Origin of the sequence: Pseudomonas kribbensis (assembly GCF_003352185.1) — a bacterium.
GTDB lineage: Bacteria > Pseudomonadota > Gammaproteobacteria > Pseudomonadales > Pseudomonadaceae > Aquipseudomonas > Aquipseudomonas kribbensis.
The window spans coordinates 4,306,192-4,321,555 of the sequence record NZ_CP029608.1; the positions used below are offsets into that span (position 1 = coordinate 4,306,192).

Genomic DNA, 15,364 nt, shown 5'->3' on the forward strand with positions numbered 1-15,364 from the left:
CAAATTGGGTATGGATAGTTTTCGGTGCTTTGTGAGCGTCGAACTTTCGGTTCATTGCGTCTTCACACACCGCAATCTGGCTCTTAAGCACAAATTGCTTGGGTGTTATATGGTCAAGCCTCACGGGCAATTAGTATTGGTTAGCTCAACGCCTCACAGCGCTTACACACCCAACCTATCAACGTCGTAGTCTTCGACGGCCCTTCAGGGAACTCAAGGTTCCAGTGAGATCTCATCTTGAGGCAAGTTTCCCGCTTAGATGCTTTCAGCGGTTATCTTTTCCGAACATAGCTACCCGGCAATGCCACTGGCGTGACAACCGGAACACCAGAGGTTCGTCCACTCCGGTCCTCTCGTACTAGGAGCAGCCCCTCTCAAATCTCAAACGTCCACGGCAGATAGGGACCGAACTGTCTCACGACGTTCTAAACCCAGCTCGCGTACCACTTTAAATGGCGAACAGCCATACCCTTGGGACCGGCTTCAGCCCCAGGATGTGATGAGCCGACATCGAGGTGCCAAACACCGCCGTCGATATGAACTCTTGGGCGGTATCAGCCTGTTATCCCCGGAGTACCTTTTATCCGTTGAGCGATGGCCCTTCCATACAGAACCACCGGATCACTAAGACCTACTTTCGTACCTGCTCGACGTGTCTGTCTCGCAGTCAAGCGCGCTTTTGCCTTTATACTCTACGACCGATTTCCGACCGGTCTGAGCGCACCTTCGTACTCCTCCGTTACTCTTTAGGAGGAGACCGCCCCAGTCAAACTACCCACCATACACTGTCCTCGATCCGGATAACGGACCTGAGTTAGAACCTCAAAGTTGCCAGGGTGGTATTTCAAGGATGGCTCCACGCGAACTGGCGTCCACGCTTCAAAGCCTCCCACCTATCCTACACAAGCAAATTCAAAGTCCAGTGCAAAGCTATAGTAAAGGTTCACGGGGTCTTTCCGTCTAGCCGCGGATACACTGCATCTTCACAGCGATTTCAATTTCACTGAGTCTCGGGTGGAGACAGCGCCGCCATCGTTACGCCATTCGTGCAGGTCGGAACTTACCCGACAAGGAATTTCGCTACCTTAGGACCGTTATAGTTACGGCCGCCGTTTACCGGGGCTTCGATCAAGAGCTTCGCGTTAGCTAACCCCATCAATTAACCTTCCGGCACCGGGCAGGCGTCACACCCTATACGTCCACTTTCGTGTTTGCAGAGTGCTGTGTTTTTAATAAACAGTCGCAGCGGCCTGGTATCTTCGACCGGCATGGGCTTACGGAGCAAGTCCTTCACCCTCACCGGCGCACCTTCTCCCGAAGTTACGGTGCCATTTTGCCTAGTTCCTTCACCCGAGTTCTCTCAAGCGCCTTGGTATTCTCTACCCAACCACCTGTGTCGGTTTGGGGTACGGTTCCTGGTTATCTGAAGCTTAGAAGCTTTTCTTGGAAGCATGGCATCAACCACTTCGTCGCCTAAAGGCAACTCGTCATCAGCTCTCGGCCTTAGAATCCCGGATTTACCTAAGATTCCAGCCTACCACCTTAAACTTGGACAACCAACGCCAAGCTGGCCTAGCCTTCTCCGTCCCTCCATCGCAATAACCAGAAGTACAGGAATATTAACCTGTTTTCCATCGACTACGCTTTTCAGCCTCGCCTTAGGGACCGACTAACCCTGCGTCGATTAACGTTGCGCAGGAAACCTTGGTCTTTCGGCGTGGGTGTTTTTCACACCCATTGTCGTTACTCATGTCAGCATTCGCACTTCTGATACCTCCAGCAAGCTTCTCAACTCACCTTCACAGGCTTACAGAACGCTCCTCTACCGCATCACTTGCGTGATACCCGTAGCTTCGGTGTATGGTTTGAGCCCCGTTACATCTTCCGCGCAGGCCGACTCGACTAGTGAGCTATTACGCTTTCTTTAAAGGGTGGCTGCTTCTAAGCCAACCTCCTAGCTGTCTAAGCCTTCCCACATCGTTTCCCACTTAACCATAACTTTGGGACCTTAGCTGACGGTCTGGGTTGTTTCCCTTTTCACGACGGACGTTAGCACCCGCCGTGTGTCTCCCATGCTCGGCACTTGTAGGTATTCGGAGTTTGCATCGGTTTGGTAAGTCGGGATGACCCCCTAGCCGAAACAGTGCTCTACCCCCTACAGTGATACATGAGGCGCTACCTAAATAGCTTTCGAGGAGAACCAGCTATCTCCGAGCTTGATTAGCCTTTCACTCCGATCCACAGGTCATCCGCTAACTTTTCAACGGTAGTCGGTTCGGTCCTCCAGTCAGTGTTACCTAACCTTCAACCTGCCCATGGATAGATCGCCCGGTTTCGGGTCTATTCCCAGCGACTAGACGCCCTATTAAGACTCGCTTTCGCTACGCCTCCCCTATTCGGTTAAGCTCGCCACTGAAAATAAGTCGCTGACCCATTATACAAAAGGTACGCAGTCACAGAACAAAGTCTGCTCCCACTGCTTGTACGCATACGGTTTCAGGATCTATTTCACTCCCCTCTCCGGGGTTCTTTTCGCCTTTCCCTCACGGTACTAGTTCACTATCGGTCAGTCAGTAGTATTTAGCCTTGGAGGATGGTCCCCCCATATTCAGACAAAGTTTCTCGTGCTCCGTCCTACTCGATTTCATGACTAAGAGATTTTCGCGTACAGGGCTATCACCCACTATGGCCGCACTTTCCAGAGCGTTCCGCTAATCTCAAAGCCACTTAAGGGCTAGTCCCCGTTCGCTCGCCACTACTAAGGGAATCTCGGTTGATTTCTTTTCCTCAGGGTACTTAGATGTTTCAGTTCCCCTGGTTCGCCTCTTGCACCTATGTATTCAGTGCAAGATAACCATCTTGTGATGGCTGGGTTCCCCCATTCAGACATCTCCGGATCAAAGTCTGTTTGCCGACTCCCCGAAGCTTTTCGCAGGCTACCACGTCTTTCATCGCCTCTGACTGCCAAGGCATCCACCGTATGCGCTTCTTCACTTGACCATATAACCCCAAGCAATCTGGTTATACTGTGAAGACGACATTCGCCGAAAATTCGAATTTCTCAACTAAGAGAACTCACAAATTTTACCTTAGCCTGATCACCACCAGTGAAAGTGGCGTTCAGTCTATCTTTCTATCACATACCCAAATTTTTAAAGAACGAACTAGTCAAAGACTAGAAATCAACATTCACCATCACACGATGGAATGCTCATTTCTAAGCTCTTACTTCAGAAGCAGTAGTGGTGGAGCCAAGCGGGATCGAACCGCTGACCTCCTGCGTGCAAGGCAGGCGCTCTCCCAGCTGAGCTATGGCCCCGTATTTCTACAGGCGTTTCCCACACAAAATTGGTGGGTCTGGGCAGATTCGAACTGCCGACCTCACCCTTATCAGGGGTGCGCTCTAACCAACTGAGCTACAGACCCAATTTCGGGCTGCTTCTTTCGTCTTCTTCAATGAATCAAGCAATTCGTGTGGGAACTTATGGAGCAGCTGATGTCGTCGATTAAGGAGGTGATCCAGCCGCAGGTTCCCCTACGGCTACCTTGTTACGACTTCACCCCAGTCATGAATCACACCGTGGTAACCGTCCTCCCGAAGGTTAGACTAGCTACTTCTGGTGCAACCCACTCCCATGGTGTGACGGGCGGTGTGTACAAGGCCCGGGAACGTATTCACCGCGACATTCTGATTCGCGATTACTAGCGATTCCGACTTCACGCAGTCGAGTTGCAGACTGCGATCCGGACTACGATCGGTTTTATGGGATTAGCTCCACCTCGCGGCTTGGCAACCCTTTGTACCGACCATTGTAGCACGTGTGTAGCCCAGGCCGTAAGGGCCATGATGACTTGACGTCATCCCCACCTTCCTCCGGTTTGTCACCGGCAGTCTCCTTAGAGTGCCCACCATAACGTGCTGGTAACTAAGGACAAGGGTTGCGCTCGTTACGGGACTTAACCCAACATCTCACGACACGAGCTGACGACAGCCATGCAGCACCTGTCTCAATGTTCCCGAAGGCACCAATCCATCTCTGGAAAGTTCATTGGATGTCAAGGCCTGGTAAGGTTCTTCGCGTTGCTTCGAATTAAACCACATGCTCCACCGCTTGTGCGGGCCCCCGTCAATTCATTTGAGTTTTAACCTTGCGGCCGTACTCCCCAGGCGGTCAACTTAATGCGTTAGCTGCGCCACTAAGAGCTCAAGGCTCCCAACGGCTAGTTGACATCGTTTACGGCGTGGACTACCAGGGTATCTAATCCTGTTTGCTCCCCACGCTTTCGCACCTCAGTGTCAGTATCAGTCCAGGTGGTCGCCTTCGCCACTGGTGTTCCTTCCTATATCTACGCATTTCACCGCTACACAGGAAATTCCACCACCCTCTACCATACTCTAGCTCGCCAGTTTTGGATGCAGTTCCCAGGTTGAGCCCGGGGATTTCACATCCAACTTAACGAACCACCTACGCGCGCTTTACGCCCAGTAATTCCGATTAACGCTTGCACCCTCTGTATTACCGCGGCTGCTGGCACAGAGTTAGCCGGTGCTTATTCTGTCGGTAACGTCAAAATTGCAGAGTATTAATCTACAACCCTTCCTCCCAACTTAAAGTGCTTTACAATCCGAAGACCTTCTTCACACACGCGGCATGGCTGGATCAGGCTTTCGCCCATTGTCCAATATTCCCCACTGCTGCCTCCCGTAGGAGTCTGGACCGTGTCTCAGTTCCAGTGTGACTGATCATCCTCTCAGACCAGTTACGGATCGTCGCCTTGGTGAGCCATTACCTCACCAACTAGCTAATCCGACCTAGGCTCATCTGATAGCGCAAGGCCCGAAGGTCCCCTGCTTTCTCCCGTAGGACGTATGCGGTATTAGCGTTCCTTTCGAAACGTTGTCCCCCACTACCAGGCAGATTCCTAGGCATTACTCACCCGTCCGCCGCTGAATCCAGGAGCAAGCTCCCTTCATCCGCTCGACTTGCATGTGTTAGGCCTGCCGCCAGCGTTCAATCTGAGCCATGATCAAACTCTTCAGTTCAAACATCTTTGGGTTTTTAAGAAACCCTAAACTTGGCTCAGCAATCGTTGGTTACATCTTTGATTTCTCGCGGAGCAACTTGTGATGCTGATAATCTTGTTGACTATCAGTCTGACTCCACAAGCACCCACACGAATTGCTTGATTCAGTTGTTAAAGAGCGGTTGGTTAAGATCTTTCGTCTCAACCGAGGCGCGCATTCTACAGCAGCCTCATTTGCTGTCAAGTGATTATTTCCAGAAGTTTTCGAAGATTTCTTCAACAACTTCAACCACTTGCGCTTCCGATCTCTCGTTAGCGGGAGGCGAATTCTACAGCGTTACACGCTGCTGTCAACACCTCTTTTTCTCCGCTTTCGATCGAGAAGACCGAACCGTTGAAAGCACCAGACAAACCGGCATTTCCAACTCCTTCCAGGCTTCGATGATCTGAAGCAACTCACTATCGAAATCTGCATAACTCATTGAATCTCAAGGAGTTTTCCGTTTCGACTGCGCCGGAAGTGGGGCGAATTATAGAGACTCAGAATCTGCCGTCAACCCTTAATTTGGTTTTTCTATCAACCGACTCAAAAAGCCCGCTTATATATAGACGCAACATCAGCGAATGCGCAGTATATTGCCCATCACTCAGTGAGTGCCTTCTACTGCCTTTACTATCGGACGATGCCGCGCAATGAACGACCAACCCCGCAGTCTTGTATCCATCCTGTTTCCGGTTGGCCTGATATTGATCGCCATGGCATCGATCCAGTCAGGCGCGTCTCTGGCCAAAAGCATGTTCCCCATCGTGGGCGCCCAAGGCACAACGACGCTACGCCTGATGTTCGCCAGCGTGATCATGCTGCTATTGCTGAGACCCTGGAGGGCAAAGCTGACGGCCAAATCGCTACGTACCGTGATCGTGTACGGGATGGCGCTGGGCGGCATGAACTTCCTCTTCTATATGTCTTTGCGCACCGTGCCGCTCGGCATTGCGGTTGCGCTCGAGTTCACCGGGCCGCTGGCCGTCGCCATCTACGCGTCCCGTCGTGCAATCGACTTCCTCTGGATTGCCCTTGCCGCCGTCGGATTGCTGCTATTGATACCAACAGGTGCAGCGACAGCGGGTCTCGACCTTACCGGTGTGGCCTATGCGCTGGGCGCTGGTGTTTGCTGGGCACTTTACATTCTCTTCGGTCAGAAGGCCGGCGCTGACAACGGCGTGACGACGGCGGCACTGGGCGTGATGATCGCAGCACTGTTCGTCGCCCCCATCGGCATCGTCCACGCCGGCGCCGCATTGCTGACGCCGTCATTGATCCCGATAGCCATTGGTGTCGCAATACTTTCCACCGCCCTGCCCTACACCCTGGAAATGGTCGCCCTCACCCGTATGCCCGCTCGTACTTTCGGTACGCTGATGAGTATCGAACCTGCATTTGGTGCGCTATCGGGGCTGCTGTTCCTGCAGGAATATCTCTCCTTGTCACAATGGATGGCCATCCTCTGCATTATTCTGGCTTCGGTCGGTGCAACGATGACCATGGGCAGCCACGCCAAGCCCGTGATTGCGGCGGATTGAAAGCGGTTGTAACGAAGGTCTGGCATTTGCCGCTCATTTAGGCCATGTTTAGCCTCGCAACTCAGCGCCAGATATGGATTTTTTCGGATAGGGACATCGGAACGCGTCAAGCGAGAGCGAATGCAGGCAGACCCGAGCGCCAGACTCGAGGCCGCCATAAGGACGGTAATGAAACGAATTTTGATACTGATCGCCATACTCGCCATTTCGGGATGCGCGGCGACCTCCAAGGCTCAGGTAAAGCACGGCAAAAAAGGGCTGCACATCAACTGTTCAGGGCTTTCCTCTTCCTGGGACAAGTGCTACACCAGTGCCGCCAACTCCTGCGCGCCAAAGGGTTACAAAGTCATCGCCAAATCCGGGGATGCGGTGGAGGAGCCGGGTGATTATCCCTTCGGCCTCAACCCCGCCGGCTATACCAGCCGAAGCATGATCGTTATCTGCAAATAAGCCACCGCCGCTATTGTGCTCGTTGAACGGCGAGCTGGCGGCCAATCTCTTCGTGACTGGATTCGAGCACCCGCTGCTGAATCTGCGGGGATGCCAACATCCGCGCCACCACCAATGCCCCGACACATTGCGACAGAATCGCCCAGGCCAAGCTGTCGCTCTCCAGAATCTGCGCCCAACTTTCCTGAAGCCGACAAATCCACAGCTCCGCCTGTTCCCGTACAACAACATCCGAGCGCGCAATCTCGGCGCCCAGTGCCGGTAAGGCGCAACCCAGCTCAGGTTGCTCGACATGAACCATGCTCAAATACAGCTTGAGGCACCGCTCCAACCTTTCGCGATCCTGCTCACCCCGCCCCCCCAGCCGCTCAAGGCTCTGGCACAACTCGCGCTCGACGATAGCCGCGAACAAAGCGTCCTTGGATGAGAAATGGCTGTAGAAAGCCGCGCCACTGAGGCCGATCGCCTTCATCAGTCCGTCGACGCCCATGGTTGAAAACCCGGTTTTTTTCGCAGACAGCGAACTGCTTTGCAGCAGTTTTTCCTTGGTTTCAAGCTTGTGACCGGCGGAGTACCGCATGTATTTGCCCTCGTAATGGACTGCCTTGACGCTGGGCAAATCCTAGCATAACGTTCGTTCACTTAACGATCGTTTACTAAAGGGATCCACCCATGAATAACAAGAAGGTCGTATTGGTTGTCGGTGCTGGTGATGCCACGGGCGGCGCCATCGCCAAGCGGTTCGCCAAAGAAGGTTTCATCGCTTGCGTCACACGTCGCAGTGCCGACAAATTGCAGCCATTGGTGGAAGCCATCCAGGCAGAAGGCGGCGAAGCCCACGGTTTTGCCTGCGACGCGCGCAAGGAAGAAGACGTGATTGCGCTGATCGAAGATATCGAAACCCGTCTCGGGCCGATTGAAGCATTCGTTTTCAACATCGGCGCCAATGTGCCTTGCAGCATTCTCGAAGAAACGGCACGCAAATATTTCAAGATCTGGGAAATGGCCTGTTTCTCCGGATTCCTCAATGCCCGCGAAGTCGCCAAGCGCATGGTCACGCGCAAGCGCGGCACCATTCTGTTCACCGGTGCTACCGCCGGGCTGCGTGGCGCTTCCGGTTTTGCCGCATTCGCCGGCGCCAAACATGGTATCCGCGCACTGGCGCAAAGCATGGCCCGGGAACTCGGCCCTATGAACATTCACGTCGCCCACATCGTGGTCGACGGCGCCATCGACACCGACTTCATCCGCAGCAATTTCCCCGACAAATACGCCACCAAGGATCAGGACGGTATTCTCAATCCCGAGCACATCGCCGAGAACTATTGGTACCTGCACAGCCAGCCAAGGGATGCCTGGACCTTCGAGCTGGATCTGCGCCCCTGGAACGAACGCTGGTAACCCCTCCCAATAACAACAATGAGTGCAGCGATCATGAGCAAAACCGTGGAGTTCTACTTCGACCTCGGCAGCCCCGCCACGTATCTGGCGTACACCCAGCTGCCAGGAATCTGCGCCAAGACCGGCAGCCAGTTGATCTATATCCCGATGTTGCTGGGCGGCGTGTTCAAAGCCACCGGCAATGCGTCACCGGCGATGATCCCGGCCAAGGGCCGCTATATGTTTCAGGATCTGGATCGCTACGCCAAGCGCTACGGCGTCCCCCTGAAATTCAACCCGCACTTTCCGATCAATACCCTGATGCTGATGCGGGCGGTGACCGGCATTCAATTGCGCCACCCGGAGCGCTTCCACGCGTTCATCGACTGCCTGTTCAAAGCGTTGTGGGTTGAGGGTCGCAGCCTCGATGAACCGGCAACGGTTGCAGCGGTGCTGACCGAACATGGCTTCAATCCTGAGCAGGTACTGGCACTGACCAACGATGAAGCGGTCAAGGCGGCCCTCAAGGACAACACCGAGACGGCCGTGAAGCGTGGCGTCTTCGGCGCGCCGAGCATGTTCATCGGCAACCAGTTGTTCTTCGGTCAGGATCGGCTCGACTTCGTTGAAGAAGCCCTGCGCTAGATCTCTACCACCAGACGTCCCCGGGCTGCTTTTGACGAAAGCAGCTCATGGGCCTCGCCGGCTGATTCAAGCGTAAAACGACGCGCATCAAGCAGCGGCTTCACCTCTCCGGCTTCAATCAACAAGGCAGCCTGGCGCAGGATCTCGCCATGATGCTCGCCACCCTTTCCAGTCAGCAGCGGCAACAAGGTAAACACGCCAGAGTAGGTCGCCCCCCGGAATGACAGCGGCGCCAGACTATGCTGCCCCCAGCCCAGGCAACTCAGGACATGCCCGTGGTAGCTTCGCGCAGCCTTGAAAGACGCATCCAGCGTATCGCCGCCCACCGTGTCGTAAACGATGTCAAACCCCTCCCCGGCCGTGTACTCGCGGACATAGTCGTCAACCGACATCTCACGGTAATCAATGAACGTCGCACCATAACCTTCAATGATCTCGCGTTGCCCTGCGGACCCTGTCGCAAAAACCTCGGCACCAAACGAGCGGGCAATTTGCACCGCCACATGCCCGACGCCACCCGCCCCACCGTGAATCAATACTTTTTTCCCGGCACTCACCCGTGCCCGATCCACCAAGCCTTCCCACGCCGTAATCAGCACCAGCGGTAACCCTGCGGCCTCACGCATGCTCAGATTGACCGGCTTACGCGCAAGAAGCCGCGCATCAACCACCGCAAATTCCGCCAGCGAACCCTGCACGCCGCCAATGCCGGTCGCCAAGGCATAAACCTCATCGCCCGGCGCCCAGCCCTGCACGCCCTCACCCACCACTTCAATCACACCCGCCAGATCCAGCCCCAACACCGCCGGCAACGGCTGTCGAGCATGGGCGGCCTGCCCGGCACGAATTTTCAGATCCAGCGGATTCACACCACTGGCCTTGATCCGCACCAATACCTGTCCGGCACCCGCCACGGGGCGTTCAAGGGAAACCAAGCGTAGCGGCCCATTGGCGGTGTCCACTATCAGGGCATTCATGTGCAGTGAGTCAGTCATTTCGGTCATTCCTGTGGGAGAAAGTGAAGCCATGTTCTCCCAACCAACTCATGCCGATAAGACGCCGAATGACTATAGTGATCATGCCAAACCGGCATGAATGAGGCGCTCCGTGGACAAGCTCAACGCAATGGCAATCTTCGTCCGGGTGGTCGAACGCGGCAGTTTTTCCGCCGTGGCCCGAGAGCTGCAAACCACCCAACCCACCATCAGCAAGGTTCTGCGCGCCCTGGAAACCCAACTGGGCGGCAAGCTGATTGCCCGCAGTACGCGCAAGCTGTCGCTGACCGATGAAGGTCAGCGGTACTACAACGAATGCCGGAATATTCTTGCAGCAGTGGATGCTGCCGAACACAGTTTCCAGTCTGGCCGGGAAACAGTCGCCGGGGCGTTACGCATCGGCTCGTCAGTCAGCTTCGGCCGCCTGCAGATCGCTCCAAGACTCCCCGATTTTCTCAAGCTATACCCACAGGTTCAGATAGACCTGCACCTGAACGACCAGAACCTGGATCTGGTCAGCGAAGGCCTGGATGTCAGCCTGCGCATCGGAGAATTGAACGACAGTGGCATGATCGCCCGACGAATCGGCACCACCCACCGCGCCACCGTTGCGGCTCCGGCTTATCTGCAACGCCACGAACATCCGCAATCGCCGCAGGATCTGGCGCAGCACAACTGCCTGCAATTCAACCTGCTCGAATCGCAAAACCTGTGGACTTACGAAAAGGACGGCCAGCGCCACGAGGTGCGCATCAAAGGCAACGCCCAGAGCAACAACTCCGAGGCGATCCGCGAGATGGTATTGGGAGGATTAGGGATTTCGCTGTCACCGGTCTGGCTGTTCAGCGAGGACTTGAAGGCCGGTCGAGTGATCGCCCTGTTTCAGGACTACCAGACTCGATCATTGCCGATACACGCCGTGTCCCCGGCGAACCGTCGTCAGTCCGCCAGGGTCAACGCGTTTGTCGAGTACATGACCCGGGCGCTGGCAGCAGCGCCCGAGCTTCAACCCATCAAATAGCGGCAGTGCGAGTATTCAACCACACCAGTGCCTCACCGCTGAGCAACGGGCTCAAACGCTCGCGCACTTCGGCGTGATAGGCGTTGAACCACTGCTTCTCTTCCTGCGTGAGCAAGGACGGTTCAAGGCAACGGGTGTCGATCGGGCACAGGGTCAGGGTTTCGAACTTGAGGAACTCGCCGAACTCGCTGCTTCCGGCAACGACGTTCATTGCCAGGTTCTCGATCCGCACACCCCAGCGGCCCGGACGGTAAGTACCCGGTTCGATGGAGGTGATCATCCCCGGTTGCATGGCGGTTTGCGGTGCCGGCGCAGCCTGATAGGCAATCACCTGCGGACCTTCGTGCACATTGAGGAAATAACCTACGCCGTGACCGGTACCATGGCCGTAATCCACGTTCTCGGCCCAGATCGGTGCACGGGCAATCGCATCCAGCAGCGGCGACAGAATGCCTTTCGGGAAGTGCGCGCGGGACAATGCGATCACACCCTTCAACACGCGGGTGCAGTCACGTTTCTGTTCTGCGCTCGGCGTGCCGACCGCCACCATGCGTGTGATATCGGTGGTACCGCCCAGGTATTGGCCGCCGGAATCGATCAGCAGCAAGCCGTCACCCTCGATCACCGCGTGCTCTTCCGGGGTGGCGTGGTAATGCGGCATCGCGCCGTTGGCGTTGTAGGCGGCAATGGTGTTGAAACTCAGCGATACATAATCCGGACGACGCTCACGGGCCGCCGTGAGTTTCTCGTCAATGGTCAGCTCGGTAATGCGCTCGCGGCCCCAGGCCGATTCCAGCCAGGTGAAGAACTCGCACAGCGCCGCGCCGTCCTGCTCCATCGCCTGACGAATGTGCTCGGCATCCGCCGGGCTTTTTTGTGATTTGGCCAATGTGGTCGGATTCAGGCCTTCGACCAGTTTCACACCGCTGTCGAGGTTGCCCAGCAGGCCGCTGGTCACCCGCGCCGGATCCACCAGCAGGCTCGCGCCGTTCGGGATCGCAGCCAAGGCATCAGCAACTTCGCTGTAATCGCGCAAGGTCACGCCGTCCTTTTCCAGCACGGCGCGCAGATCAGCGTCGACCTTGCTCAACGCCACAAACAGCGTGGCCTGTTGCTGACCGATCAGGGCGAAGGAAACGAATACCGGATTGAACGACACATCGCCGCCGCGCAGGTTGAACAACCAGGCGATGTCGTCGAGGGTGGCGATGAAGTGCCAATCGGCGCCGCGTTCCTGCAGGGTTTCACGCAACTGGGCGAGTTTCTCGCCACGGCTGACGGTCGCCTGCGGCGGCAAGTGTTGATAGATCGGTGCGTTCGGCAGACCCGGACGGTCGCTCCAGACTTCGTTCAACAGGTCGAGGTCGGTACGCAGGCTGGCGCCCCGCGCTTCAAGCTTGCTGCCCAGGGTCCGCGCCGACGCCACGGCCATCACCGCGCCATCGACCGCAACCACGCCACCTTCCGGTGTCTGCTCGGCGAGCCAGTCCAGCGGGCTCGGCTGACCCGGTTGCAGCTTGACCAGTTCGATGCCGCTGCCCTTGAGTTCCTTGGTCGCCTGTTCCCAGTAACGACTGTCGGCCCAGACCCCGGCGAAATCGGTGGTGACAATCAACGTGCCCACCGAGCCATGAAAACCCGACAACCATTGCCGCCCCTGCCAGTACCCCGGCAGGTACTCCGACAGGTGCGGGTCGGCGGACGGCACCAGCAGTGCGTGAATGCCTTCGCGACGCATCAGTTCGCGGGTGTGCGCCAGGCGCTGGGGAACCGTTCCTTCGGTCAAAGTCTGGGTACTCATCGTGTCTCCTGCCAATCACTTCATCGTTATTGTTCGGTGCCGTTCGAAGCCGGCTCGTTAAAGCCCTGTCGCCCAGAATGCCGGAGCACTGGCGCAGGCGGTCTTGATCAGATCTACAGCCTTGTCGATGTCCTCGGCGGTGGTGAAACGACCGAGGCTCAGGCGAATGGTGCGCCCGGCCAGATGTGCATCGTGCCCCAATGCCAGCAAAACGTGGGACGGTGTGTTGCTGGCGGAGTTGCAGGCCGAGGTCGCAGAGAACGCGATCGAATGGCTCAGCGCCGCCGGGTTGAACTCGCCTTCGCTGAAGGTCAGGCTCAAGGTGTGCGGAATTCGTTGAGTAATGCTGCCGTTGAGGCGCACGCCGGGCAGGCTCAACAGTTGTTCGAGCAGTCGCTCGCGCAGCGCGACGATAATTTTCTTCTCGTCATCGAAAGCTTCGGCAGCCAAGGCAAATGCCGAGCCCATCGCGGCGATCTGATGCGTCGCCAGCGTGCCGGAACGCAATCCGCCCTCGTGGCCGCCACCGTGAATCTGCGCCTGCAAACGCTGTTGCGCACGCGGGCCGACATACAGCGCGCCGATGCCTTTGGGGCCATAGAGTTTGTGGGCCGAGAACGACATCAGGTCCACCGGCCATTGCGCCAGATCGATCGCGACCTTGCCGGCGCCCTGGGCCGCATCGACATGGAACAACGCCCCGCGCCCGCGCACCACTTCGCCGATGGCCGGGATGTCGTTGACGGTGCCGAGTTCGTTGTTGACCAGCATCAGCGACACCAGAAAGGTGTCATCGCGCATCGCTTCGCTGACCGCTTGCGGAGTGATCAGGCCCTCGGCATCCGGCACCAGATAGGTCACGGCGACACCGGCGTCCTGCAATTGCCGGGCGGTGTCGAGGATGGCCTTGTGTTCGATCTGACTGGTGATGATATGGCCACCGGACACGCCACGTGCCTGGGCGACACCTTTGAGGGCGAGGTTGTTGGATTCGGTGGCGCCGGAGGTCCAGACGATCTGCTGCGCCTGGGCGCCGACCAGTTCGGCGACTTGCCGGCGAGCGTTCTCGACCGTTTGCCGTGCCTGCTGGCCGAAGGCGTGGGAACTGGAAGCCGGGTTGCCGAAGTTACCGTTGAAACCCAGACACTCGATCATCACCTGGATGACCCGCTCGTCCACCGGAGTGGTGGCGGCGTAATCGAAATACAGCGGACGTGTGTTCATAAAAAGACTCGCAGAGCGTGTTCCGGGATCAGGAAGCTCGTGTCTACAAACGGCACGACGCAGCCTTGTGAGCTGCGTCCGGGTTCGAGAGCGTCATCAATACCTGATCGGATGCCGTTAAAGAAGAACAACTTCATTTAAAAGTGCGTAGGAACGCTCCTGAACGCGACTTTAACAGGCATCGGGCCGGCGGTTGTAGCACTGCGTCAGCTAAAGCTTTCAAGGAGTAACGGATACAGCGAAATCACCAGCAGCGCCGCCATGCCCCAGTTGAACACCCGCAACCAGCGACGATCCTTGAGCACGTTGCGCAACAAGGTCCCGCACGCCGCCCAGACACCGACGCTCGGCAGGTTGATGATGGCGAACACCGCCGCAATCACGATCACGTTGGTGAAATAACCCTGCATCGGCGTGTACGTGCTGATGGCGCCAATGGCCATGATCCACGCCTTGGGATTGACCCACTGAAAAGCCGCCGCGCCGAGATAACTGATCGGTTTTGCCTCGCCCGACTCACTTTCGCCGACCGGGCCGGAATGGGCGATTTTCCACGCCAGGTACAGCAAGTACGCCGCGCCCACATAACGCAGGACCGTGTAAAGAAGTGGATAAGTCTGGAACACCGCGCCCAGACCAAAACCCACCGCCACCACCAGCACGAAGAAGCCGCAGGTAATGCCGAGCATATGGGGGATGGTGCGGTTAAAGCCGAAATTCACCCCCGATGCCAGCAACATGGTGTTGTTCGGCCCCGGTGTGATCGAGGTGACAAGGGCAAACAGGGCAAAGCCCAGCAGCAGGTCGAGCGAGAGGGTCATGGCAGGCAGTCCGTCAGGGTCATTCAGGTGTTGACCCTATCCCACGGCGCCGCGCAAACCCACGGACAGTTGGGTAAAACTTCGAGCAGTACAGTTTCGGATCAGCTAGGACGACCGTGCAGCTGTACGGTCCGATCCGCGCTCATTTCACCTTTGTTATCAAACCCGAAAGGCTTCTGTGGCTGGCCGAGCAATTCGGCTTTTTTCACCTGGTATTCCTCGAAGGACAAGCCGCGACGGTTCAGGCTTTCGAGGGCCAGTTCGCGAGTTTCTTCCGCGGTGTAAGGGCGCAATTCCGGGGAAACGTGGCTCGCGCAACCGGCGAGAACGGAGACAGCGAACATCAGGGAAACAGTCAGTAAACGATTCATGGGAGCGTCCTGGCGAGCAGTGTGGGTCGATGGAGAAAGGCTACGCCCGG

Annotated in this window: 11 protein-coding genes, 2 tRNA genes and 2 rRNA genes; 5 read left to right on the plus strand and 10 right to left on the minus strand. The window is 56.7% G+C overall.

Features of this window, described 5'->3' with window-relative positions; all coding sequences use genetic code 11:
- Nucleotides 1–109: 109 nt before the first annotated feature.
- The 4 genes from DLD99_RS19570 to DLD99_RS19585 form a co-directional block, all read right to left on the minus strand.
- A 23S ribosomal RNA gene (locus tag DLD99_RS19570) occupies nt 110–3,000 on the minus strand.
- A 243-nt stretch (nt 3,001–3,243) separates the two neighbouring features.
- A tRNA-Ala gene (locus DLD99_RS19575) sits at nt 3,244–3,319 on the minus strand.
- Nucleotides 3,320–3,349: 30 nt separating this feature from the next.
- A tRNA-Ile gene (locus DLD99_RS19580) sits at nt 3,350–3,426 on the minus strand.
- Between the two features lie 81 nt (nt 3,427–3,507).
- A 16S ribosomal RNA gene (locus DLD99_RS19585) occupies nt 3,508–5,044 on the minus strand.
- The 16S and 23S rRNA genes sit together here with 2 tRNA genes alongside, the layout of an rRNA operon.
- Before the next feature lie 674 nt (nt 5,045–5,718).
- Here DLD99_RS19585 and rhtA point away from each other — a divergent pair.
- Nucleotides 5,719–6,606, plus strand: coding sequence for a threonine/homoserine exporter RhtA (rhtA, locus tag DLD99_RS19595; RefSeq protein ID WP_102620395.1), 888 nt, complete (start codon nt 5,719–5,721; stop codon nt 6,604–6,606).
- A 168-nt stretch (nt 6,607–6,774) separates the two neighbouring features.
- Complete coding sequence (locus DLD99_RS19600; RefSeq protein WP_085711012.1) at nt 6,775–7,056, plus strand: hypothetical protein; 282 nt, start codon at nt 6,775–6,777, stop codon at nt 7,054–7,056.
- Between the two features lie 10 nt (nt 7,057–7,066).
- On the opposite strand, the gene DLD99_RS19605 is transcribed toward DLD99_RS19600, so the two are convergent.
- Entirely contained in the window at nt 7,067–7,636 is a 570-nt protein-coding gene (locus DLD99_RS19605) for a TetR/AcrR family transcriptional regulator (RefSeq protein WP_114884442.1), read from the minus strand.
- A gap of 92 nt (nt 7,637–7,728) precedes the next feature.
- Here DLD99_RS19605 and DLD99_RS19610 point away from each other — a divergent pair, with 92 nt between their 5' ends.
- Together DLD99_RS19610 and DLD99_RS19615 are read left to right on the plus strand one after the other, a co-directional pair.
- Nucleotides 7,729–8,457, plus strand: coding sequence for an SDR family oxidoreductase (locus tag DLD99_RS19610; protein WP_114884444.1), 729 nt, complete (start codon nt 7,729–7,731; stop codon nt 8,455–8,457).
- Nucleotides 8,458–8,490: 33 nt separating this feature from the next.
- Nucleotides 8,491–9,081 (plus strand): 2-hydroxychromene-2-carboxylate isomerase, encoded by a 591-nt coding sequence (locus DLD99_RS19615; RefSeq protein ID WP_114884446.1) that lies wholly within the window; start codon nt 8,491–8,493, stop codon nt 9,079–9,081.
- Here the strand turns inward: DLD99_RS19615 and DLD99_RS19620 are convergent.
- Nucleotides 9,078–10,076 (minus strand): zinc-dependent alcohol dehydrogenase family protein, encoded by a 999-nt coding sequence (locus tag DLD99_RS19620; RefSeq protein WP_114884448.1) that lies wholly within the window; start codon nt 10,074–10,076, stop codon nt 9,078–9,080. The genes DLD99_RS19615 and DLD99_RS19620 overlap by 4 nt on opposite strands.
- A 112-nt stretch (nt 10,077–10,188) precedes the next feature.
- On the opposite strand from DLD99_RS19620, the gene DLD99_RS19625 reads away from it, so the two are divergent.
- Nucleotides 10,189–11,097 (plus strand): LysR family transcriptional regulator, encoded by a 909-nt coding sequence (locus DLD99_RS19625; protein WP_114884450.1) that lies wholly within the window; start codon nt 10,189–10,191, stop codon nt 11,095–11,097.
- On the opposite strand, the gene DLD99_RS19630 is transcribed toward DLD99_RS19625, so the two are convergent.
- From DLD99_RS19630 to DLD99_RS19645, 4 genes are all read right to left on the minus strand, one after another.
- Nucleotides 11,090–12,898 carry an aminopeptidase P family protein gene (locus DLD99_RS19630; RefSeq protein ID WP_114884451.1) on the minus strand — a complete coding sequence of 603 codons (1,809 nt, stop codon included), beginning with the start codon at nt 12,896–12,898 and terminating at the stop codon, nt 11,090–11,092. The two genes, DLD99_RS19625 and DLD99_RS19630, sit on opposite strands and share 8 nt — an antisense overlap.
- A 57-nt stretch (nt 12,899–12,955) precedes the next feature.
- Complete coding sequence (locus DLD99_RS19635) at nt 12,956–14,122, minus strand: aminotransferase class V-fold PLP-dependent enzyme (RefSeq protein ID WP_114884453.1); 1,167 nt, start codon at nt 14,120–14,122, stop codon at nt 12,956–12,958.
- 206 nt (nt 14,123–14,328) lie between these two features.
- Nucleotides 14,329–14,943 (minus strand): LysE family translocator, encoded by a 615-nt coding sequence (locus DLD99_RS19640; protein WP_085710685.1) that lies wholly within the window; start codon nt 14,941–14,943, stop codon nt 14,329–14,331.
- A 101-nt stretch (nt 14,944–15,044) separates the two neighbouring features.
- Nucleotides 15,045–15,314 carry a hypothetical protein gene (locus DLD99_RS19645; RefSeq protein ID WP_114884455.1) on the minus strand — a complete coding sequence of 90 codons (270 nt, stop codon included), beginning with the start codon at nt 15,312–15,314 and terminating at the stop codon, nt 15,045–15,047.
- Nucleotides 15,315–15,364: the final 50 nt, after the last annotated feature.

Bases quoted from the DNA above. Each gene is read 5' to 3' on its own strand.
- rhtA (WP_102620395.1), top strand. From the start codon at position 5,719: ATGAACGACCAACCCCGCAGTCTTGTATCCATCCTGTTTCCGGTTGGC.
- DLD99_RS19600 (WP_085711012.1), top strand. From the start codon at position 6,775: ATGAAACGAATTTTGATACTGATCGCCATACTCGCCATTTCGGGATGC.
- DLD99_RS19605 (WP_114884442.1), bottom strand. From the start codon at position 7,636: ATGCGGTACTCCGCCGGTCACAAGCTTGAAACCAAGGAAAAACTGCTG.
- DLD99_RS19610 (WP_114884444.1), top strand. From the start codon at position 7,729: ATGAATAACAAGAAGGTCGTATTGGTTGTCGGTGCTGGTGATGCCACG.
- DLD99_RS19615 (WP_114884446.1), top strand. From the start codon at position 8,491: ATGAGCAAAACCGTGGAGTTCTACTTCGACCTCGGCAGCCCCGCCACG.
- DLD99_RS19620 (WP_114884448.1), bottom strand. From the start codon at position 10,076: ATGACTGACTCACTGCACATGAATGCCCTGATAGTGGACACCGCCAAT.
- DLD99_RS19630 (WP_114884451.1), bottom strand. From the start codon at position 12,898: ATGAGTACCCAGACTTTGACCGAAGGAACGGTTCCCCAGCGCCTGGCG.
- DLD99_RS19635 (WP_114884453.1), bottom strand. From the start codon at position 14,122: ATGAACACACGTCCGCTGTATTTCGATTACGCCGCCACCACTCCGGTG.
- DLD99_RS19640 (WP_085710685.1), bottom strand. From the start codon at position 14,943: ATGACCCTCTCGCTCGACCTGCTGCTGGGCTTTGCCCTGTTTGCCCTT.
- DLD99_RS19645 (WP_114884455.1), bottom strand. From the start codon at position 15,314: ATGAATCGTTTACTGACTGTTTCCCTGATGTTCGCTGTCTCCGTTCTC.